This is a genomic window from Parabacteroides sp. Y3-G-102 (assembly GCF_023656845.1).
Taxonomy (GTDB): Bacteria; Bacteroidota; Bacteroidia; order Bacteroidales; family Tannerellaceae; genus Parabacteroides; species Parabacteroides distasonis.
Genome location: NZ_JAMOKU010000012.1, coordinates 14,240 through 29,795 on the forward strand (window position 1 = coordinate 14,240; position 15,556 = coordinate 29,795).

The 15,556-nt window shown below is 43.8% G+C and carries 11 protein-coding genes; 3 read left to right on the forward strand and 8 right to left on the reverse strand.

Annotation, left to right across the window (positions count from 1 at the left end):
- Positions 1 to 141: 141 nt before the first annotated feature.
- Together NBH16_RS07685 and NBH16_RS07690 are read right to left on the reverse strand one after the other, a co-directional pair.
- Positions 142 to 1,209, reverse strand: a complete 1,068-nt coding sequence (locus tag NBH16_RS07685; protein ID WP_121962482.1) for a DUF4934 domain-containing protein — start codon at positions 1,207 to 1,209, stop codon at positions 142 to 144.
- Between the two features lie 85 nt (positions 1,210 to 1,294).
- Positions 1,295 to 3,010, reverse strand: a complete 1,716-nt coding sequence (locus NBH16_RS07690) for a beta-N-acetylhexosaminidase (protein ID WP_121962483.1) — start codon at positions 3,008 to 3,010, stop codon at positions 1,295 to 1,297.
- Positions 3,011 to 3,092: 82 nt separating this feature from the next.
- On the opposite strand from NBH16_RS07690, the gene NBH16_RS07695 reads away from it, so the two are divergent.
- The 3 genes from NBH16_RS07695 (at position 3,093) to NBH16_RS07705 (ending at position 7,325) form a co-directional block, all read left to right on the forward strand.
- Positions 3,093 to 4,757, forward strand: a complete 1,665-nt coding sequence (locus NBH16_RS07695) for an AMP-binding protein (RefSeq protein WP_217773214.1) — start codon at positions 3,093 to 3,095, stop codon at positions 4,755 to 4,757.
- Positions 4,758 to 4,922: 165 nt separating this feature from the next.
- A complete protein-coding gene (locus tag NBH16_RS07700) occupies positions 4,923 to 5,138 on the forward strand; it encodes a PG1828 family lipoprotein (protein WP_057319968.1) in 216 nt (71 codons plus the stop codon).
- Positions 5,139 to 5,219: 81 nt separating this feature from the next.
- Positions 5,220 to 7,325 carry an outer membrane beta-barrel family protein gene (locus NBH16_RS07705; RefSeq protein ID WP_005865572.1) on the forward strand — a complete coding sequence of 702 codons (2,106 nt, stop codon included), beginning with the start codon at positions 5,220 to 5,222 and terminating at the stop codon, positions 7,323 to 7,325.
- On the opposite strand, the gene NBH16_RS07710 is transcribed toward NBH16_RS07705, so the two are convergent.
- From NBH16_RS07710 to NBH16_RS07735, 6 genes are all read right to left on the reverse strand, one after another.
- Positions 7,320 to 8,630, reverse strand: coding sequence for an NAD(P)/FAD-dependent oxidoreductase (locus NBH16_RS07710; protein ID WP_057326801.1), 1,311 nt, complete (start codon positions 8,628 to 8,630; stop codon positions 7,320 to 7,322). The two genes, NBH16_RS07705 and NBH16_RS07710, sit on opposite strands and share 6 nt — an antisense overlap.
- 444 nt (positions 8,631 to 9,074) lie before the next feature.
- Positions 9,075 to 9,920, reverse strand: coding sequence for a helix-turn-helix domain-containing protein (locus tag NBH16_RS07715; protein WP_005865576.1), 846 nt, complete (start codon positions 9,918 to 9,920; stop codon positions 9,075 to 9,077).
- 351 nt (positions 9,921 to 10,271) lie between these two features.
- A complete protein-coding gene (locus NBH16_RS07720) occupies positions 10,272 to 11,693 on the reverse strand; it encodes a sialate O-acetylesterase (protein WP_158532761.1) in 1,422 nt (473 codons plus the stop codon).
- 81 nt (positions 11,694 to 11,774) lie between these two features.
- Positions 11,775 to 12,974 (reverse strand): AGE family epimerase/isomerase, encoded by a 1,200-nt coding sequence (locus NBH16_RS07725; protein ID WP_057326803.1) that lies wholly within the window; start codon positions 12,972 to 12,974, stop codon positions 11,775 to 11,777.
- Positions 12,967 to 14,358: an MFS transporter gene (locus NBH16_RS07730; protein ID WP_057326804.1), complete on the reverse strand. Its 1,392-nt coding sequence runs from the start codon at positions 14,356 to 14,358 to the stop codon at positions 12,967 to 12,969. Before NBH16_RS07730 ends, NBH16_RS07725 begins: the two co-directional genes overlap by 8 nt.
- An 18-nt stretch (positions 14,359 to 14,376) precedes the next feature.
- Complete coding sequence (locus NBH16_RS07735; RefSeq protein ID WP_044545548.1) at positions 14,377 to 15,549, reverse strand: glycoside hydrolase family 130 protein; 1,173 nt, start codon at positions 15,547 to 15,549, stop codon at positions 14,377 to 14,379.
- Positions 15,550 to 15,556: the final 7 nt, after the last annotated feature.

The following is a 15,556-nucleotide window of genomic DNA, read 5'->3' on the forward strand; positions in this document are numbered from 1 at the left end:
CCATGACGTGGTCTGTAAAAACCATGCCGTGAACTTAAGGAATAGATACAGTCAAGCAACATTATTTATGAAGACTTGTTATCGAATAGTCCTTGCTGCGGCCTTGTTTTGTTTATTGTGCCGATAGAGGAAATACGGCAACTAGGGCTCCACTAAGATTAATACCGGATTGTTATCATTCTCGGGTTGCTCCCAATCGATTAGGTAACGGTTGTCGTTTGAGATGTATTTGGGAGTGAAATAGGCTTCTTCGGGAAGTTCAAATGAGTTTTCCGGGTATATGAATTGTACATAGGCTAATTGCTTCTCCGCTATATCATAATATAATGTATAGGTATCTTTATCGGAGAAGTTATGCATATAGAGCCGGTCTCCGATTTGCCCGGGTATGACAGGGATCGTCTTTGTCCTGAACAGGTCGTTTTTTATATCGTCTATCGTGATATTATAACGGAGTTCCTCGGGCGTTCGGTATTTACCTAGATCGAGGACGGCATAAGGAGTTAGCTTCATGTCGTTGGAAACTTTAAATATCGTATCGCAGAACAACTCCTTAAATGCGGCAATCTTATTTCCGTCGAAAGGACGGAACTCATAGGTAAATGTCATGACGAAAGGAGGTTCTGTATAAGATTTATAGTAAGGTATGCTATCCGATATGACTGTATCTTGGCAAAAATAGAACCGAATGGGTGCGTTGCCAGAGAGGTTGGGTACGTGACCTAGGATAACGTTCGTCTTAGGGAGGGGATAAAATCCCCGGATGTTCTTATCCGGAATTTGAATGGTTTGGTGGAATTTCCCTTGCCAATCGTATATCTTTATTCGGATGGGGCTATCTTTTATATAAATAAGATGATCATGAGGTTCTAGTCCGGATATACGACTAAACTCATCCGGACCTCCTCCTTGTTTGCCGATATCGTATAAATATTTTCCTGCCAAGTCGAAAACGGAAGCTCTGTTATCATGCTGCACCAATAGCTTATCGCCGTGTTTAATAATGCGGGAGATGTATTTGATCAAGATTGAGTCATTCGTTTGCAGAGGGATGAATTGGATGGATTTCGCCCATTTCTTTAAGGCTACTTCTTGAGGTTGATGGTCAAAAACAGTTGCTAGGTCAATTGTTATACATTCCTCTGATTTCTCGCTTGTGCCGGTACAAGCGGTTAGTAATATCGCAAATATAATAAGCCATTTATTCATAAAAATATCTTTGTCCTAAAGTTAATAGGACAAAGATATTTAATTTATTTCGAAATATTCGTAATATTATGAAGATTTTGTACTGTTATTTCCAATCCACTAAGGATGATTTAAAATAGTTCCAATCGGCCTTTTCCCATAAGGGGGCTTGCGCGCCAAGTCTTACTTTATATTCGTCCCAATGTGTGTTCTCTACTTTGGACCAACCTTTTTCGGCGACACCAGCCAAACGGGGCATTAACAGGAATTGCAGATCTCTGAAATTGGTGATCGTCTCGCACCAGATAGCGGCTTCTATACCCGCTACATCTTTTTGAGGATTCTCTACAGTTGGGTTGAAGGTCATCGGGTCCCAGTCGTACATTTCTTGGATCGTTTGTTTCTCATAGGCGGCCATGCCCAGACGTTCTTGCTCCGCGTTTTGGGTGGAGTCCGCACTTGGTTCCAGATATTTATGGTCCAGATAAACGTAACCGCTCGGCGAGAGAATCACTTTCGCTTTTTTGGATATACCAAGACCCGGATCTTTTGGTGCCTCTTTCATGAATTCCGCGAATAAGGCCATGATCTCTTTATACTCGGCAGGTATATTATCTTTTTTCTTAGAAGAGTCCTCGCTTTTTTGCTTCAGATAAATCCAGTGCTGGATGACATCGCCTTCCGAGATATCCGCACGGGCGGTTTCTTGCCAGCCGACCATTTTCTTTCCATTCTTCAATACGATTTCCCGTGTCTTATTTATAAAACGGACGAACTTATCATGGGGTAAGCCGATCGCCTCGTCGCCTCCGATATGGATGTAGTTTCCGGGTGCTAAAGCGGCTAGCTCCGCGATAACATCCTCCGTGAATCGCATCGCTTTCGGATCATCTACGTCGAGCGCATTGAAGGCCTGCCCCGGGATGTTAACCTTGGTCTTGAATTTGACAGCGTTCTTGAAGTCTGGATAAGCGGCGAATACGGCAGCTGTATGCCCCGGGATATCTACTTCCGGGATGATCGTGATGAAGCGTTCGTTCGCGTAATTCACGAGATCCTTGAATTCCTCTTGCGTATAATAGCCACCTTTTCTGCCGTTGTTGGGAAGTTGACCTCCTATTTCCGCTAGCTCGGGATATTTCTTGATCTCGATACGCCAACCTTGGTTATCGGAAAGATGCATATGCAGTACGTTCATTTTATATAAGGCGACCATATCGATCACTTGTTTCACTTCCTCGGGATCGAAGAAGCAACGAGATACATCGAAAGAGAGTCCGCGCCAAGCGAAACGAGGTGCGTCCTTCACTTCCAGTAGCGGTAGATAAATCTTCTCGCCTCCGGGCTGTAGGTTACCACCCACGATTTGTTTCAAGGTAGTGATACCTCGATAGATACCTTCTAGGGTAGTGGCCTTGATGTAGATGTTTCTCTTTTGGATGGAGAGGGAGTAAGACTCATCTACGGGGACACTATCTTTCGGACTCAATCCATAAGCTTTTGGCAGGTCGGCGAACTCTTTCGGATCTGTCAACTCGAGGAAGATGATGCAATTCGATTCTTTGTCTGAGGCGGAAGCCAGCTTGATGCCGGATAGCTTTTCTATCTCGTTGGATAGCAACTCGCCCATACCCTTTAAGGATTCGTCCGCATAACCGATCTCGATGCCGGGATGGATCGTGAATGTACCTTCGCCTACTGTCATTTGGGCCGGAGCGGGGATAATACTTACGCTTCTTTCTCCAACATCTGGGGATGAACAGGCGATAAATGTAATAAAACTACAGAGGGTCAATGCCCATGCGAGAGTGATTCTTTTCATTCTTATTTTAAATTTATAGGTTATATCATGGCAAAAGTAAGGATTTGTTTTTACTTTTACGCGAATTTCACAAAAGTGTGCTATGATCAAAGAGAATTTCATTAAGATTTACGAGGAGAGTTTCAAGGAAAACTGGGCCTTGCCGGCATTAACGGATTACGGGAAAAGTAAAACCTTTACTTTCGGTGATGTAGCAACGGAGATCGCACGTATTCATCTTTTATTCCATGAGTGCCAAGTCCGTCGTGGAGACAAGATCGCGTTGATCGGTAAAGACAGCTCCCGTTGGTGCATCGCTTATATGGCGGTTGTTACTTATGGGGCGATTATCGTGCCTATTCTTCAGGACTTTAATCCGAATGATGTACATCATATTATTAACCACTCGGAATCTGTCTTTTTGTTTGTTAGCGACCGGATTTGGGATTCTTTGGAGGAAGATAAGATAGAAGAGGTTCGCGGTGTATTCTCTCTTTCTGATTATCGTTGCTTGCATCAACGGGATGGAGAGAATATCCAGAAGTTGATGAAATCGCTGGATGAGAAGATGACCGAGAAATATCCGGGTGGCTTCACCCAAGAGGATATCAAATACGCTGAGCTGGATAATGATAAGGTGGTAGAGATCAACTATACATCGGGTACGACCGGATTTAGCAAAGGGGTTATGTTGACGGGGAATAATTTAGCCGGAAACGTGACGTATGCCCGGACACTGGATCTATTGTTCCGGGGTGAACGTGAGTTATGTTTCCTGCCTCTGGCCCATGCCTATAGTTGCGCTTTCAATTTATTGGTACCCATGGCATTCGGTGTGCATGTCTATTTATTAGGTAAGGTGCCGTCTCCTAAAATCTTATTAAAGGCATTCGAAGAGGTGAAGCCGAACTTGATCTTGATGGTTCCCCTGATTTTGGAGAAGATCTATAAGAAGATGATCCTTCCTCAGTTGAATAAGCGAACCTTGAAGTTGGCCTTGAATATCCCACTGTTGGATTCACGTATCTATGCGCAGATCCGCAAACATTTGGTGGATGCCTTGGGAGGACGTTTCCGTGAAGTGATCGTGGGGGGCGCCGCCATGAATCAAGAAGTAACGGATTTCTTGTATAAGATCAAATTCCCGTTCACGATCGGTTATGGTATGACGGAATGTGGCCCGTTGATCAGTTATGACCATAATAATGAGTATGTGCCCGGTTCTTGCGGACAGATCTTGAAAGGGATCATGAAAGTCCGTATCGATTCGGAAGACCCTTATAATAAGGTAGGCGAGATTCAAGTATCGGGCGAGAACGTAATGAAAGGCTATTATAAGAATGATGAGGCAACCCAAAATGTCTTCACGGAAGATGGCTGGCTAAGGACGGGTGATTTGGGTACGATCGATCATGACAACCGTATTTTTATACGTGGACGTAGCAAGACGATGATCTTGGGCGCTAGCGGACAAAATATTTATCCGGAAGAGATTGAATCCAAATTGAACAATTTGCCATTCGTGATGGAGAGTTTGGTCGTGGAGAAAAACGGGAAATTGATCGGGATGGTGTATCCGGATTACGATACGGTGGATAGTACGGGTATCTCGCATACGGATCTTCCAGTTATCATGGAACAAAATAGGATAGAGTTGAACAAGCTCCTGGCTCCTTACGAAACGATCTCGGAGATACAATTGTATCCGACAGAATTTGAGAAAACACCGAAGAAAAGCATTAAGCGTTACCTATACAGTAATTATTGATAAATAAATAGAAAGCAAACGCAGCTAATATTCAGCATATTGTAAAAGCGGTAGAAAATAATTCAAAAAAAAACGTCTTATGTTGTACAACATATATGATTAATACATACATTTGCATCGTTTTACAACAACAAGATATTATAGACCGTTTAAATTAAGAACAAAATGAAAAAGTTAGTTGCATTTGCTGCTGTTATCGCAGCTGTATCATTCGCATCTTGTGGCAACAAATCTGCTGAAACTACCGAATCTGTTGCTGAAACAGAAGAGGCTACTGTAGTTGAGGAAGCTCCTGTAGTAGAAGAGGATGCTGCCGCTACTGATTCTGTAGCTGTTGAGGTTACTGACTCTGTTGCCGTAGAAGCTGCTCCTGCTGAATAATAATCAGTAAACGAGTTTTGAGGACAGTCTGTATGCGTTGAACATACAGACTTTTTTTGTTTATAAACCATAGATAATGATATGAGACAAATTTTACTTCTTCCATTGGCCGCTCTATTGGCTATGCCGGTATTCTCGCAGACTCCTGCCGATACGACGCTTACGATCCGGAATATAGAGATTCAGGGTACCCGTTTCGCCGGGTTGAGCGAGAGGGGCGGGATGAAAATCTTGCGGGTAGATAATAACTTGAGTAGCGTTACCAATACGGCGGCGGATGCTTTTCGCCAATTGCCTTCTGTCATAACCGATATGGAAGGAGCCGTTACATACAGGGGCTCCGGTAATGTCGGGATGCTTGTCGATGGAGTTCCTTACGGTTTGCTGGAAGAATATAGCGGTGACGTGCTGATCCAACTTCCCGCCCTGTTCTTTAACCAGATCTCATTAGGGGCATTTCCTCCGATTAATGCGGTGCCGGATGGTGATGTGGGCATACTCAATCTGGTGCCTCGTATGTATGGAACGGGAGATTCCCCTCTATATGTTACGCTTGGGGCGGGATGGAATGAGCGATATAACGCAGGAGCGGTATTGAATTTGCATCCCGGAAAATTCCATATCAACGCGAAATACAATTATAGGAGGGAATACCGGGAACGATCTTTCAGCAAATCGACCGCGACCGCTAAAAACCGGACGGAGATGAATAATAATGCCACGGCTCGTCCGGACGTACATGTGGCGGATATGAAAGTAGACTATGATCTTTCCGCGAAAGACCGGATCACCGTGCATGGCCTGTATCATTTGATGGATTATAGCCGGTATGGACGCATTAACAACCGGGTATTCAACCCGAAAGGGGAGCAAATGAAGTACGTGATCCGTAACCGGTATAACGACCAGCGTCAGGAAGCTTATGCCGCCGAAGCGTATTGGAACCATGAGATTTCGGAGAATCAAGGTTTTTATACCGTATTCAACTATAATAATTTCTCGTATGATGAGGATAATGATTTCAAGAATGAGAATCCTCAAAACGGGAATATCGTCTCGGAGGATAACCAATCTATCGACCATACGAAACATAATTATTTCTGGGGATTTGGATATGGGCAGGAGATCGATGGTTGGGATTTCAAGCTTGGTTATATAGGTCGTGCGCGAAACGAGGATTATCTGACGGCTGCTTTTGATAAGGTGGACGGTAGTTTTGAGCTAAGTCCGGCGAAATCGTATAATTACGATTTCAAACGTTATCTGAATTTGATCTATGCGGACGTGGTTAAGAATTGGGGCGCTTTTAACGCGGAGATAGGGATACAGGCGGAATTTAGTCATTTTAAGATGAATGAGTTTAGCCCTTCTTGGATCAACGACCCTTATTGGCAGGGGATAAAAGGCAAAGAGAACAAGAGCTCTCGTTTTCATTTGTATCCTCGTGCCCGTTTTACTTATGAGGTGAATAAGAGCAATCGTTTAAGCTTGAGTTATCAGCAACGGGTGATTCGTCCGAATGGCAGCTATTTGTGCTCTTTCTTGAATAACAGTGATCCTACCCATATCATACAGGGGAATCCGGGCTTGAAGGATGAGTTTATCCATAACGTAGAGCTAGGATATCTGTTTTCGGCTCCCCGTTTTCGTTTGACTCCGGCTATTTATTACCGGAATCGTACGAATCGTATCATGGAAACCGCTAGCCAAGTAAATGACGAGACGGTTTGGAAGAAAGAGAATATCGGACATAGCCAAGCAGTCGGAGCCGACTTGTCCGGTAGCTGGAATCCGGTACGTATCTTGACGGTCGGTTTCTCCGGGGATATCTATCGGGACGAGATCGATGGGCGTACGATAGGCTATGGCGAGAAGAAATCCTTGGTTTGCTGGGATGTGAAGGGGAATGTGAACGTAAGTATTACGCCGACTACGGATTTTCAGGTAGACGGCTTCTACGTTTCCGACCAGCTTACGCCTCAAGGTAAGATCAAAGGCCGTTATAGCGTAAATGCCGGTCTCTCTCAATATTTCCTCAATCGTAAATTATGCGCGAACTTAAGTATCAACAATATATTCGATAGTTTAGAAGAAACAACGATTATTGATGCCCCGAACTTAGAAATGACGCAAAAGCGCAATCGTGATGCCCGGGTAGCTTGGCTTACGTTGACTTATCGTTTATAAAGTAGGTTCCGTGCCCTGTGTTCCATCTTGTTTGTGCTTTTGGATGAACAAGATGAAACGCATGGAACGGTCGTACGTGAAATAATTCCAGATCCAGTCGATCAGTACAATTAGCTTATTCTTGATTCCTAAGATGGAACGTAAATGTACGAGCATCCAAACCAACCATGCCGTAAATCCATGTAATTTCACCTTATTTAAATCGGCAACCGCTTTATTCCTGCCGACAGTAGCTAAAGTTCCCAAATTCTTATAATGGAAAGGTCTCGGTTTTTTTAGAGCCTCGATCCGTTGTAGATTTTCGGCTAATAACTCACCTTGCTGAATCGCTACCTGAGCGACTTGCGGATGTCCGTTTGGGTAATCCGGTTCTGCCATCCAGCAGACATCTCCTATGGCGAATATATTGGATAAGCCTTTTACTTGATTACATTCATTGACGATAATCCGTTCCCCCCGGGTCAAGAGTTCTCCTTCGATATGATCGAAATGCACCGCTTTCACACCACTTACCCAAAGTAAGGTTCTAGTGGGTATGGTTTGTCCGTCATCTAAGAAAACGTTCCCATCCTTATAGTCCACGACACGCTTCTGAAGAATGATGTTAACGCCCATATCCACTAGGAAGCGTTTAGCGTTGGAGGAGGCTTCCGGAGACATGGCCCCTAGTAATTTAGGGGACCCTTCTATCAGATAGATATTCATATGAAAGTTTCCTAGATCCGGATAGTCTTTCGGCAAAACAAACCGTTTCATCTCGGATAAAGCGCCGGATACTTCTACACCTGTAGCCCCTCCACCTACAACTACTATATTTAGCAAAGCTTGCTTCTCGTCTGGGTCCGTACAAGTAGTCGCTTTCTCTAAATTAATTAATAAGGTGTCTCGTAAAGCTAACGCCTCTTCTACCGTTTTCATGGGTAGAGACTGTTCCTCGATCGTTTTGTTTCCAAAGAAGTTGGTGATAGTTCCAGCGGCGATTACAAGATAATCATATTCCAATTCGCCGATGGAGGTTTGAATGGTATGCCCTTTCGGATTGACGCCATATACCTCTGCCAACCGGAAGTAAAAGTTCTTTCTCTTCTGGAATATCTTTCGATATGGAAAGGATATTTCATTATATTCTAAGCCGGAGGACGCTACTTGATAAAGCAAGGGAGGAAACTGGTGATAGTTGTTCTTGTCGATTAAGACTACTTGAAACTTGCTCTTTTTCAATTTCTCAGCTAGTTTTAACCCTCCAAATCCGCCCCCGATAATTACGACCCGCTTTTTGTCTGTGTAAGGAATGTTGAAGCCCATGATCTAAACGCTTTTTTTATATAAACATAGAAAGAAGCGAATTGGTTCTTCCGTTAATTATTAATGAATGTAAGCGGGTAGAGGCTTTATTTACAGGAAGGTTTATCGTGTTTCGGGGAAATACGTTTCTTTACCTTCCGCTTCAATCGCAAAAACTGCAATATGGAAAGTATACGCATCAAGATTATGAATAAGATAACCCCTAGCAAAATATAGCAAATTATCGGCGATGTCATTTTACCCTCTTCTTCACAAATTTTATCCCAGTCTTTAATTTGGAATAGTAAAACATAAAAAAATATGGTGGTCATTATACACTATCTTTTATTAGATCATCCATACGGATAGGTGTCTAAAATCAATGAGGCAAAGATAAATGAGTATAACTTATTAGGAGTTATACAACTTGACAATTTAAATGTATATTCTGATAGGGGGTGTTTTTTACAATGATTTAAGTTTTTTCCTTAGCTCCGTGGGACTATATCCAAAGCGTGCCTTGCAAAATTTGTAGAAATGCGAATGCGAGGAGAAATCGAATTCATCTATTATATTCTTAAAATCATCCTCGCTGTTAGCTATGGCGACCAATAGTCGTTTGGATTTCTCTTGCATCAGCCATTCGTAGGCTGGAATACCGAAAACTTTTTTAAACTTCATCCGAAAGGAATTTACTCCGTAACCTATCATTTGAGCTAGATCTGTTACTGTTTTAGCTTTTATATAATTCTCGGCGATGAGTCTCTCAAACTCTGCTGAATGCGTACTTGATAAATAGAAAAAGTAGTCTAATTCCTCTTTTCTATAAAGCTTTTTCAGTAAGTAGAATAATTCCGTTCTCTTTAATTCATACAAAGGGTAGTTCAGGAAATTATTTTCAAGATATTGTCCGACAAGTTCTAGAAAACCGTATAAAGGTTCCACTATTTTCAGTTCTATCCACTTAGAGATAGGTTGAGGTAATATTCCGTACGGATGTTGGTAATACGGTAATTCATTCATCGTTAAACTGTCAAAAAAGAAAATGATGATTTTTGAACCTAGTGTGATATCATATGTGTAATTTTCAAATGATCTTAGAAAGATCATATACTGTTCACCGATTGTTTTCTTTTCTTCTTTAGTGGAATATATAGTTATGGATCCGCTTAAGATAAAAATAATCATATCGCTGGATAAACCAGATAAGGTTTGTGTTATTTCCTCTGACATCAATATGATACTAAAGCCAGCGTGTAAGATTCGGTTTTCAGATGTTTCCGGAGAAATTCTGTTAATAAGCTTGTTCATGAAATTATTGTTATTTAGTTTGTTATACAAATATTTCCCCCTTCAGTAAATCTAGATGCAAAAAAAGCGCAATGTATTAGTATGGTCTGTATACAAACTATCATTTTTTGTATACATTATGATATGAATGAAAAATAAATAGGAATCAGAGGAGGTCTCTGATTCCTTGTAAAATAAGATCTCCCATTTTTTTAAGGGAAGAATTAAGTTTACTAATACTTTAGGAGGGTAATTTCTATTATCACAATAGAATGAAATAAAAACTAAATACGTCTTACAAATGAAAATAAGACATTACGTATGAACAAGCTTGAATATTATAACGTATTGTGTTTTATTTTCTAAGTCGTTTTATTTATCCGTGCGGAATGGAAGCACCGGTAATCCTTGTACGTTTTGCAAGTTGCCAATTTGGAAATTCCGGAAACCATAACGAGCGGCTATTGGGGCTTTTACGCCTGGAGCTGAGATAATAACGGTTTTCTTGTTAGCGTCTATAGTTGCGTTTGCCTTGTGGAAACGCATGTCTTTTCCGGCTATCTCGAAGCCTATGATCCCGTTATCTCGATTGAAGCCATCTTCCGCATTCTTGAAAAAAAGAATGATTTTATCTTTATCTATTTCCATATGATCGTATTGGGGGCCCTCACAAGCGATGGTTGTATAACCATAGGTTTTGTTTAGAGCCATATAACAAAGACGCTCACCGATCTTTTGTTTCTCTTTGGGGTGTATTTGCCGTTTCTCGTAATCCTGTACCAGATCGTTCGTGGAAACAATACCGCTATTGGGGATCAACCGGGTAGCTTTGTATTGCTCTTCACGAAGGTATGCGGCTTGGTCTCCTTCTCCATATTCGTAAGGGGCGATTTCTACCAGATAGAAAGGTAATTCTCCTTGTCCCCATAATCCTCTCCAATGTTCTACCATTGTCGCTAGGCGTTTAGCGTAGTCCGGGTGTCCGACATTTGACTCTCCTTGATACCATAGGAAACCTCTGACCGTATATTTGCTGGCTGGTTTCAGCATTCCGTTATACATGATCATGGGTTGTAGCATCGGATGGATTTTCTCATCGTTACCCGCTAAGGATAGATCGATATCGCTATAATTCCGCAGGATGTCTTTGGGCAACCAACCTTCAACCGTGGAGCCGCCCCAGCTACAATTGATGATACCTACCGGCACGTTCAACACCTCGGTCAACAGGGTTGCGAAGAAATAGGCGGTAGCTCCGAACTCCGGGGCGTTTCGCGGATCACATACTTTCCATTCGCCACCTACCGGATAATCTTTCGGTTCCAAGGCTCCGACTCGTTGGATCGTAGCGTAACGGATCGAGTTCTTATATTTCCCGGATGTAGCGATAGCGTGGTTACCTCCCTCGATAGGGCAGTGCCAGAAACCTCTTAATGGCATTTCCATATTGGATTGGCCGGAACCGAACCATACCTCGCCGATCAGAAGATCATGCAAGACAATCTTGTCTTGTCCATTCTCTAATGTTAACTGTTGCTTTTCGAAACTGGCCGAGGGCGTCTGAACCCAGATTTCCCATCTGCCTTGATCGTTTACTTGGGCCGTGTATTCCGTATTGTCCCAAGAACTACGGACTTTCAGGCTTGAATTTGGGGTTGCATTTCCCCAGAGCCGTACTTTAGTGGCTTGTTGGAGTACCATGTTGTCGCCTACCAAAGCTGGCAGCTTGATCTCGGCCCGGAGGTTCACCAAACCGAGAAGGAGGCCGATCGCCATCCAATAGAATTTGTTCATATCGCTTGTTTTTTTGATGTCGGAAACTTCCGACGGTTGTTAATCTGATAAAAAAGAGCCGGCAGGCGGTCTTTCGGACGGCTATTCGCCGGCAAGTCGTTCGATAATCTCCATACACATCCGTCCGTTGTGATAGGGACATTTCCAGAAACCGGCCTTGTCATCCTCGCGATTGATCTCGTGATCGAGCGATACGCTCCAATGCCATTCCCCTTGTTCCTTGTCGATCAAATAACGCTGAATGAATTTCCAGCATGTATAGGCTGTGCCTAAGGCAGGCTCATCTCCGAAATGTTGATACAAGTTGAAATGACCCACTACATTCTCGGCTTGCACCCACCAATGCAGGTCCGTGTCGGCTTTCTTCTCATCCGGGTGATACTCGTAAATGAGGCTACCGTTCGCTAATAACCCGTCTTCGGCCGCTATCGCTACCTTTTGAACCAAGGGCTCTACTTTCTGAAGAATCTCGTTGTCTCCCAATTCGATAGCGGCCTCATGCAGTAACCAAGATGCCTCTATATCATGACCATAGGAGATGATACGGTATTTGCTTTCCCAATCCTCGTTGAAAAAGAGGTTTAAATGATAGGTACGGTGATCCAAAATCTTGTCGGTGAAAATCAGGATCAAGTTTCGGAGTTGTTTTTTGAGGTGCTCGTCTTTCCATACCCGATACAAGTTAGTATAAGGTTCGAGGATATGCAGATGGGTGTTCATAGTTTTTTTCTCATTCTCATCCTTGTCGCTTAGTCGCATATCCTCTATCAGTTTCCAGTCTTTCGTAAAGGCTTCCATATAACCGTTCTTTTCCGGGTCGAAACTATATTGTTCGATTGCCTTGAAGAGACGGATCGCATAATCCAACGCTTCTTTATCTCCGGTAGCCCGGTTGTACTCGCTTAATCCGTAGATAGCGAATCCTAAGGCGTAGATTTGCTTTTTGGTTTGCACGGGTTGACCGGTATAGTCTAATTCCCAGTAAATACCCTCGAATTCTTGGTCGTAGAATTTATCGATAAGGTAACGTTTGGCACGGGTCGCCGTTTCCAGATATTCCGGCTTTCGTAATAAACGGTATGCGGCGGAGAATGTCCATAGGATACGGGCGTTCAAGATGGCGCCTTTAGGGGCATGTACGACTCGTTGATTGTTTCCCGTGATTTGCCCATGGAAACCGCCATACTCACTATCTATCATTCGGTTCATCCAGAAAGGGAGGATATTGTTCTCTAGCTCCCATTGAACCTCGTTTTGTAAATCTTCGGTGATTTTATTCATTTGTTTCTTTTCTTTTGGTTTCTAACGTAGCGGTGATTTCCTTCATCTTTGTCTCGCTAAGCGGGTAGAAGGCGATAAATACAACGGACAGGATCGTACCTACGGCCGGTAAGAAACTGAGGAACATCTTGATTCCGCTAATCGTTTCCTCGCTTTGTACGGTATTGGCCTGAAACCCGAAGAAAGCGAGTAGCCAGCCTGTGATAGCCGTGCCGATCGCCCATCCGAATTTCTGGCTCATGGACGAGGAACTGAAGATCAATCCTGTGGCACGGTTCCCTGTTTTTAGTTCTGAGTAGTCCGTGCAATCGGCATACATGGACCAAAGTAGGGGGAAAATACTACCGGCGCAAATACTGATGAACACTTGGAACGTGAATATCAGGGCTATATCCGTCTTGTCGAGCCAGAAAAAGAGGATGCTTAAGACCGAGGCGATCAGCATGGAGCCCATATAGGTTCTTTTCTTTCCGATCTGGTTGCTTAATGGGGCGGCCAAGATCACGCCGACAATATTGGCCGCCTGTCCTACCGCCAGATATAATCCGCTTAAGACGAAGGAGACTCCGAAAAGAGATACATTGGCATAGGCTTCCTCAATGATAAAGTATTTGAAATAATATACGGTAGCCCCGTCGCGGATGGAATTGAAAACCAGAGCGGAGACACCTGCTCCCAATAGTATCCACCAAGGCTTGTTGTGCAATAGATCTCTCAAGTCATCTTTTAACGAGCCTTGTTGCTCTTTAATCGGTTTTACCCGTTCTTTTGTCCACGCGAAACATCCATAAAAGAGAATGGCGCACAGGATAGCGATAACTACGACAGCCATGGTCCATCCATGTTGTTGATCCGCCAATTCATCGCTATTTCCACTAAAGAAACGCACCATCGGCATGAATAGCAACAGGGCTATAAAACTGCCAATATAGGCGAATACCATACGGTACGTAGAAAGGGTATTACGGTCTTGTGGTAACGGGCTCATTACTCCAAGCAAGGACGCATAAGGCACGTTTATAGCGGAGTACACCATCATCATCAAGGAATAGGTGATATAGGCATAGATCAAATTACCTGTTTGTCCGAAAGAAGGAGTCATGAAAGTGAGCACTCCGATAGCGGCGAACGGGATCGCCAGCCAAAGCAAATAAGGGCGAAATTTTCCCCAGCGTGTTTGCGTACGATCCGCTGCGACGCCGACAATCGGGTCAAAGACCGAGTCCCATATACGAGTTATCAAGAACATCGTACCTACGGCTGCTGCCGGTAATCCGAATACGTCCGTATAGAAAATCATCAAGTAAGCGCCAAACAGTTTCCAGAACATGGACGATGCCATGTCCCCGAAACCGTAGCCTATCTTCTCTGTTAGTTTAATCATATGAGTGGTTTTTGTAGGTTATTTCAGGAGTGGAAGATTTCGATCGATCAGCTTTTTCAGCGTCTCGACAGATGCGGTCGTAGTCAGCCCGTCGGCCGGAGTGTTCATGCAGTAATCTACCAATTTATCGATTGTGGATACAGCCACGTGCATACGGGTATCGGAGGATGCGTAGTAAATATATACGGTTCCATCCTCATCCGCGATCCATCCGTTAGAGAATAAAACGTTGGATACATCGCCGATCCGTTCCTCATTTTCCGGAGCCATGAAATAGCCGGCGGGTGTGGCGATAGGTCTCGTGGGATCTTCCAATGCGGTCATATACATATAAAGCACGTAACGTAATCCGGCGGCGCATCCCCGTACGCCATGGGCGAGATGTAACCAGCCTCTCGGCGTTTTGATCGGGTGGGGGCCTTCGCCATTTTTCACTTCCTTGATCGTATGGTAGTAACGTTGGTCGATGATGGTTTCTTCCTTGACTTCGGCGTGCGTGATATCATCAATCAAGGCCCATCCGATACCACCGCCACTTCCCGCGTCGATAAATCCGTCTTGGGGGCGGGTGTAAAGGGCATATTTACCATTTACGAATTCCGGGTGTAATACGACGTTACGTTGTTGGCTCTTGGTCTTTAAATCCGGGAGACGTTCCCAGTTTTTCAAGTCTTTTGTCCGGGCGATAGCTGCCGTGGCGGTTGCCGAGGATAGATCTCCGGGAGCTGCGTTCGGGTCATGGCGCTCGGCGCAAAAGATTCCGTAAACCCAGCCGTCTTCATGAGCGGTTAGGCGCATGTCGTAAATATTCGTGGCCGGGACAAGATCGTCCGGCATGGTTACCGGGTAATCCCAAAAACGGAAATTGTCTACTCCGTTCGGGCTTTCGGCTACGGCGAAGAAGGATTTACGGTCGCTTCCTTCTACACGTACCATTAATATATATTTACCATTCCATTTGATTGCGCCGGAGTTCATGGTTGCGTTCATGCCGATGCGTTCCATCAAGTAGGGGTTTGTCTTTTCATTTAAGTCATATCTCCAGAAGATCGGGGTATGTGCGGCTGTCAGTACAGGGTGTTGATAACGGGTGAAGATTCCGTTTCCGTCTTCTAAAGGGATATTTTTCCGGCTTAACAAGGTTTCGTGTTTAGCGAAGAGTTCGTTTACTTTTTCTTGAAATTGTTCCATGATGTTT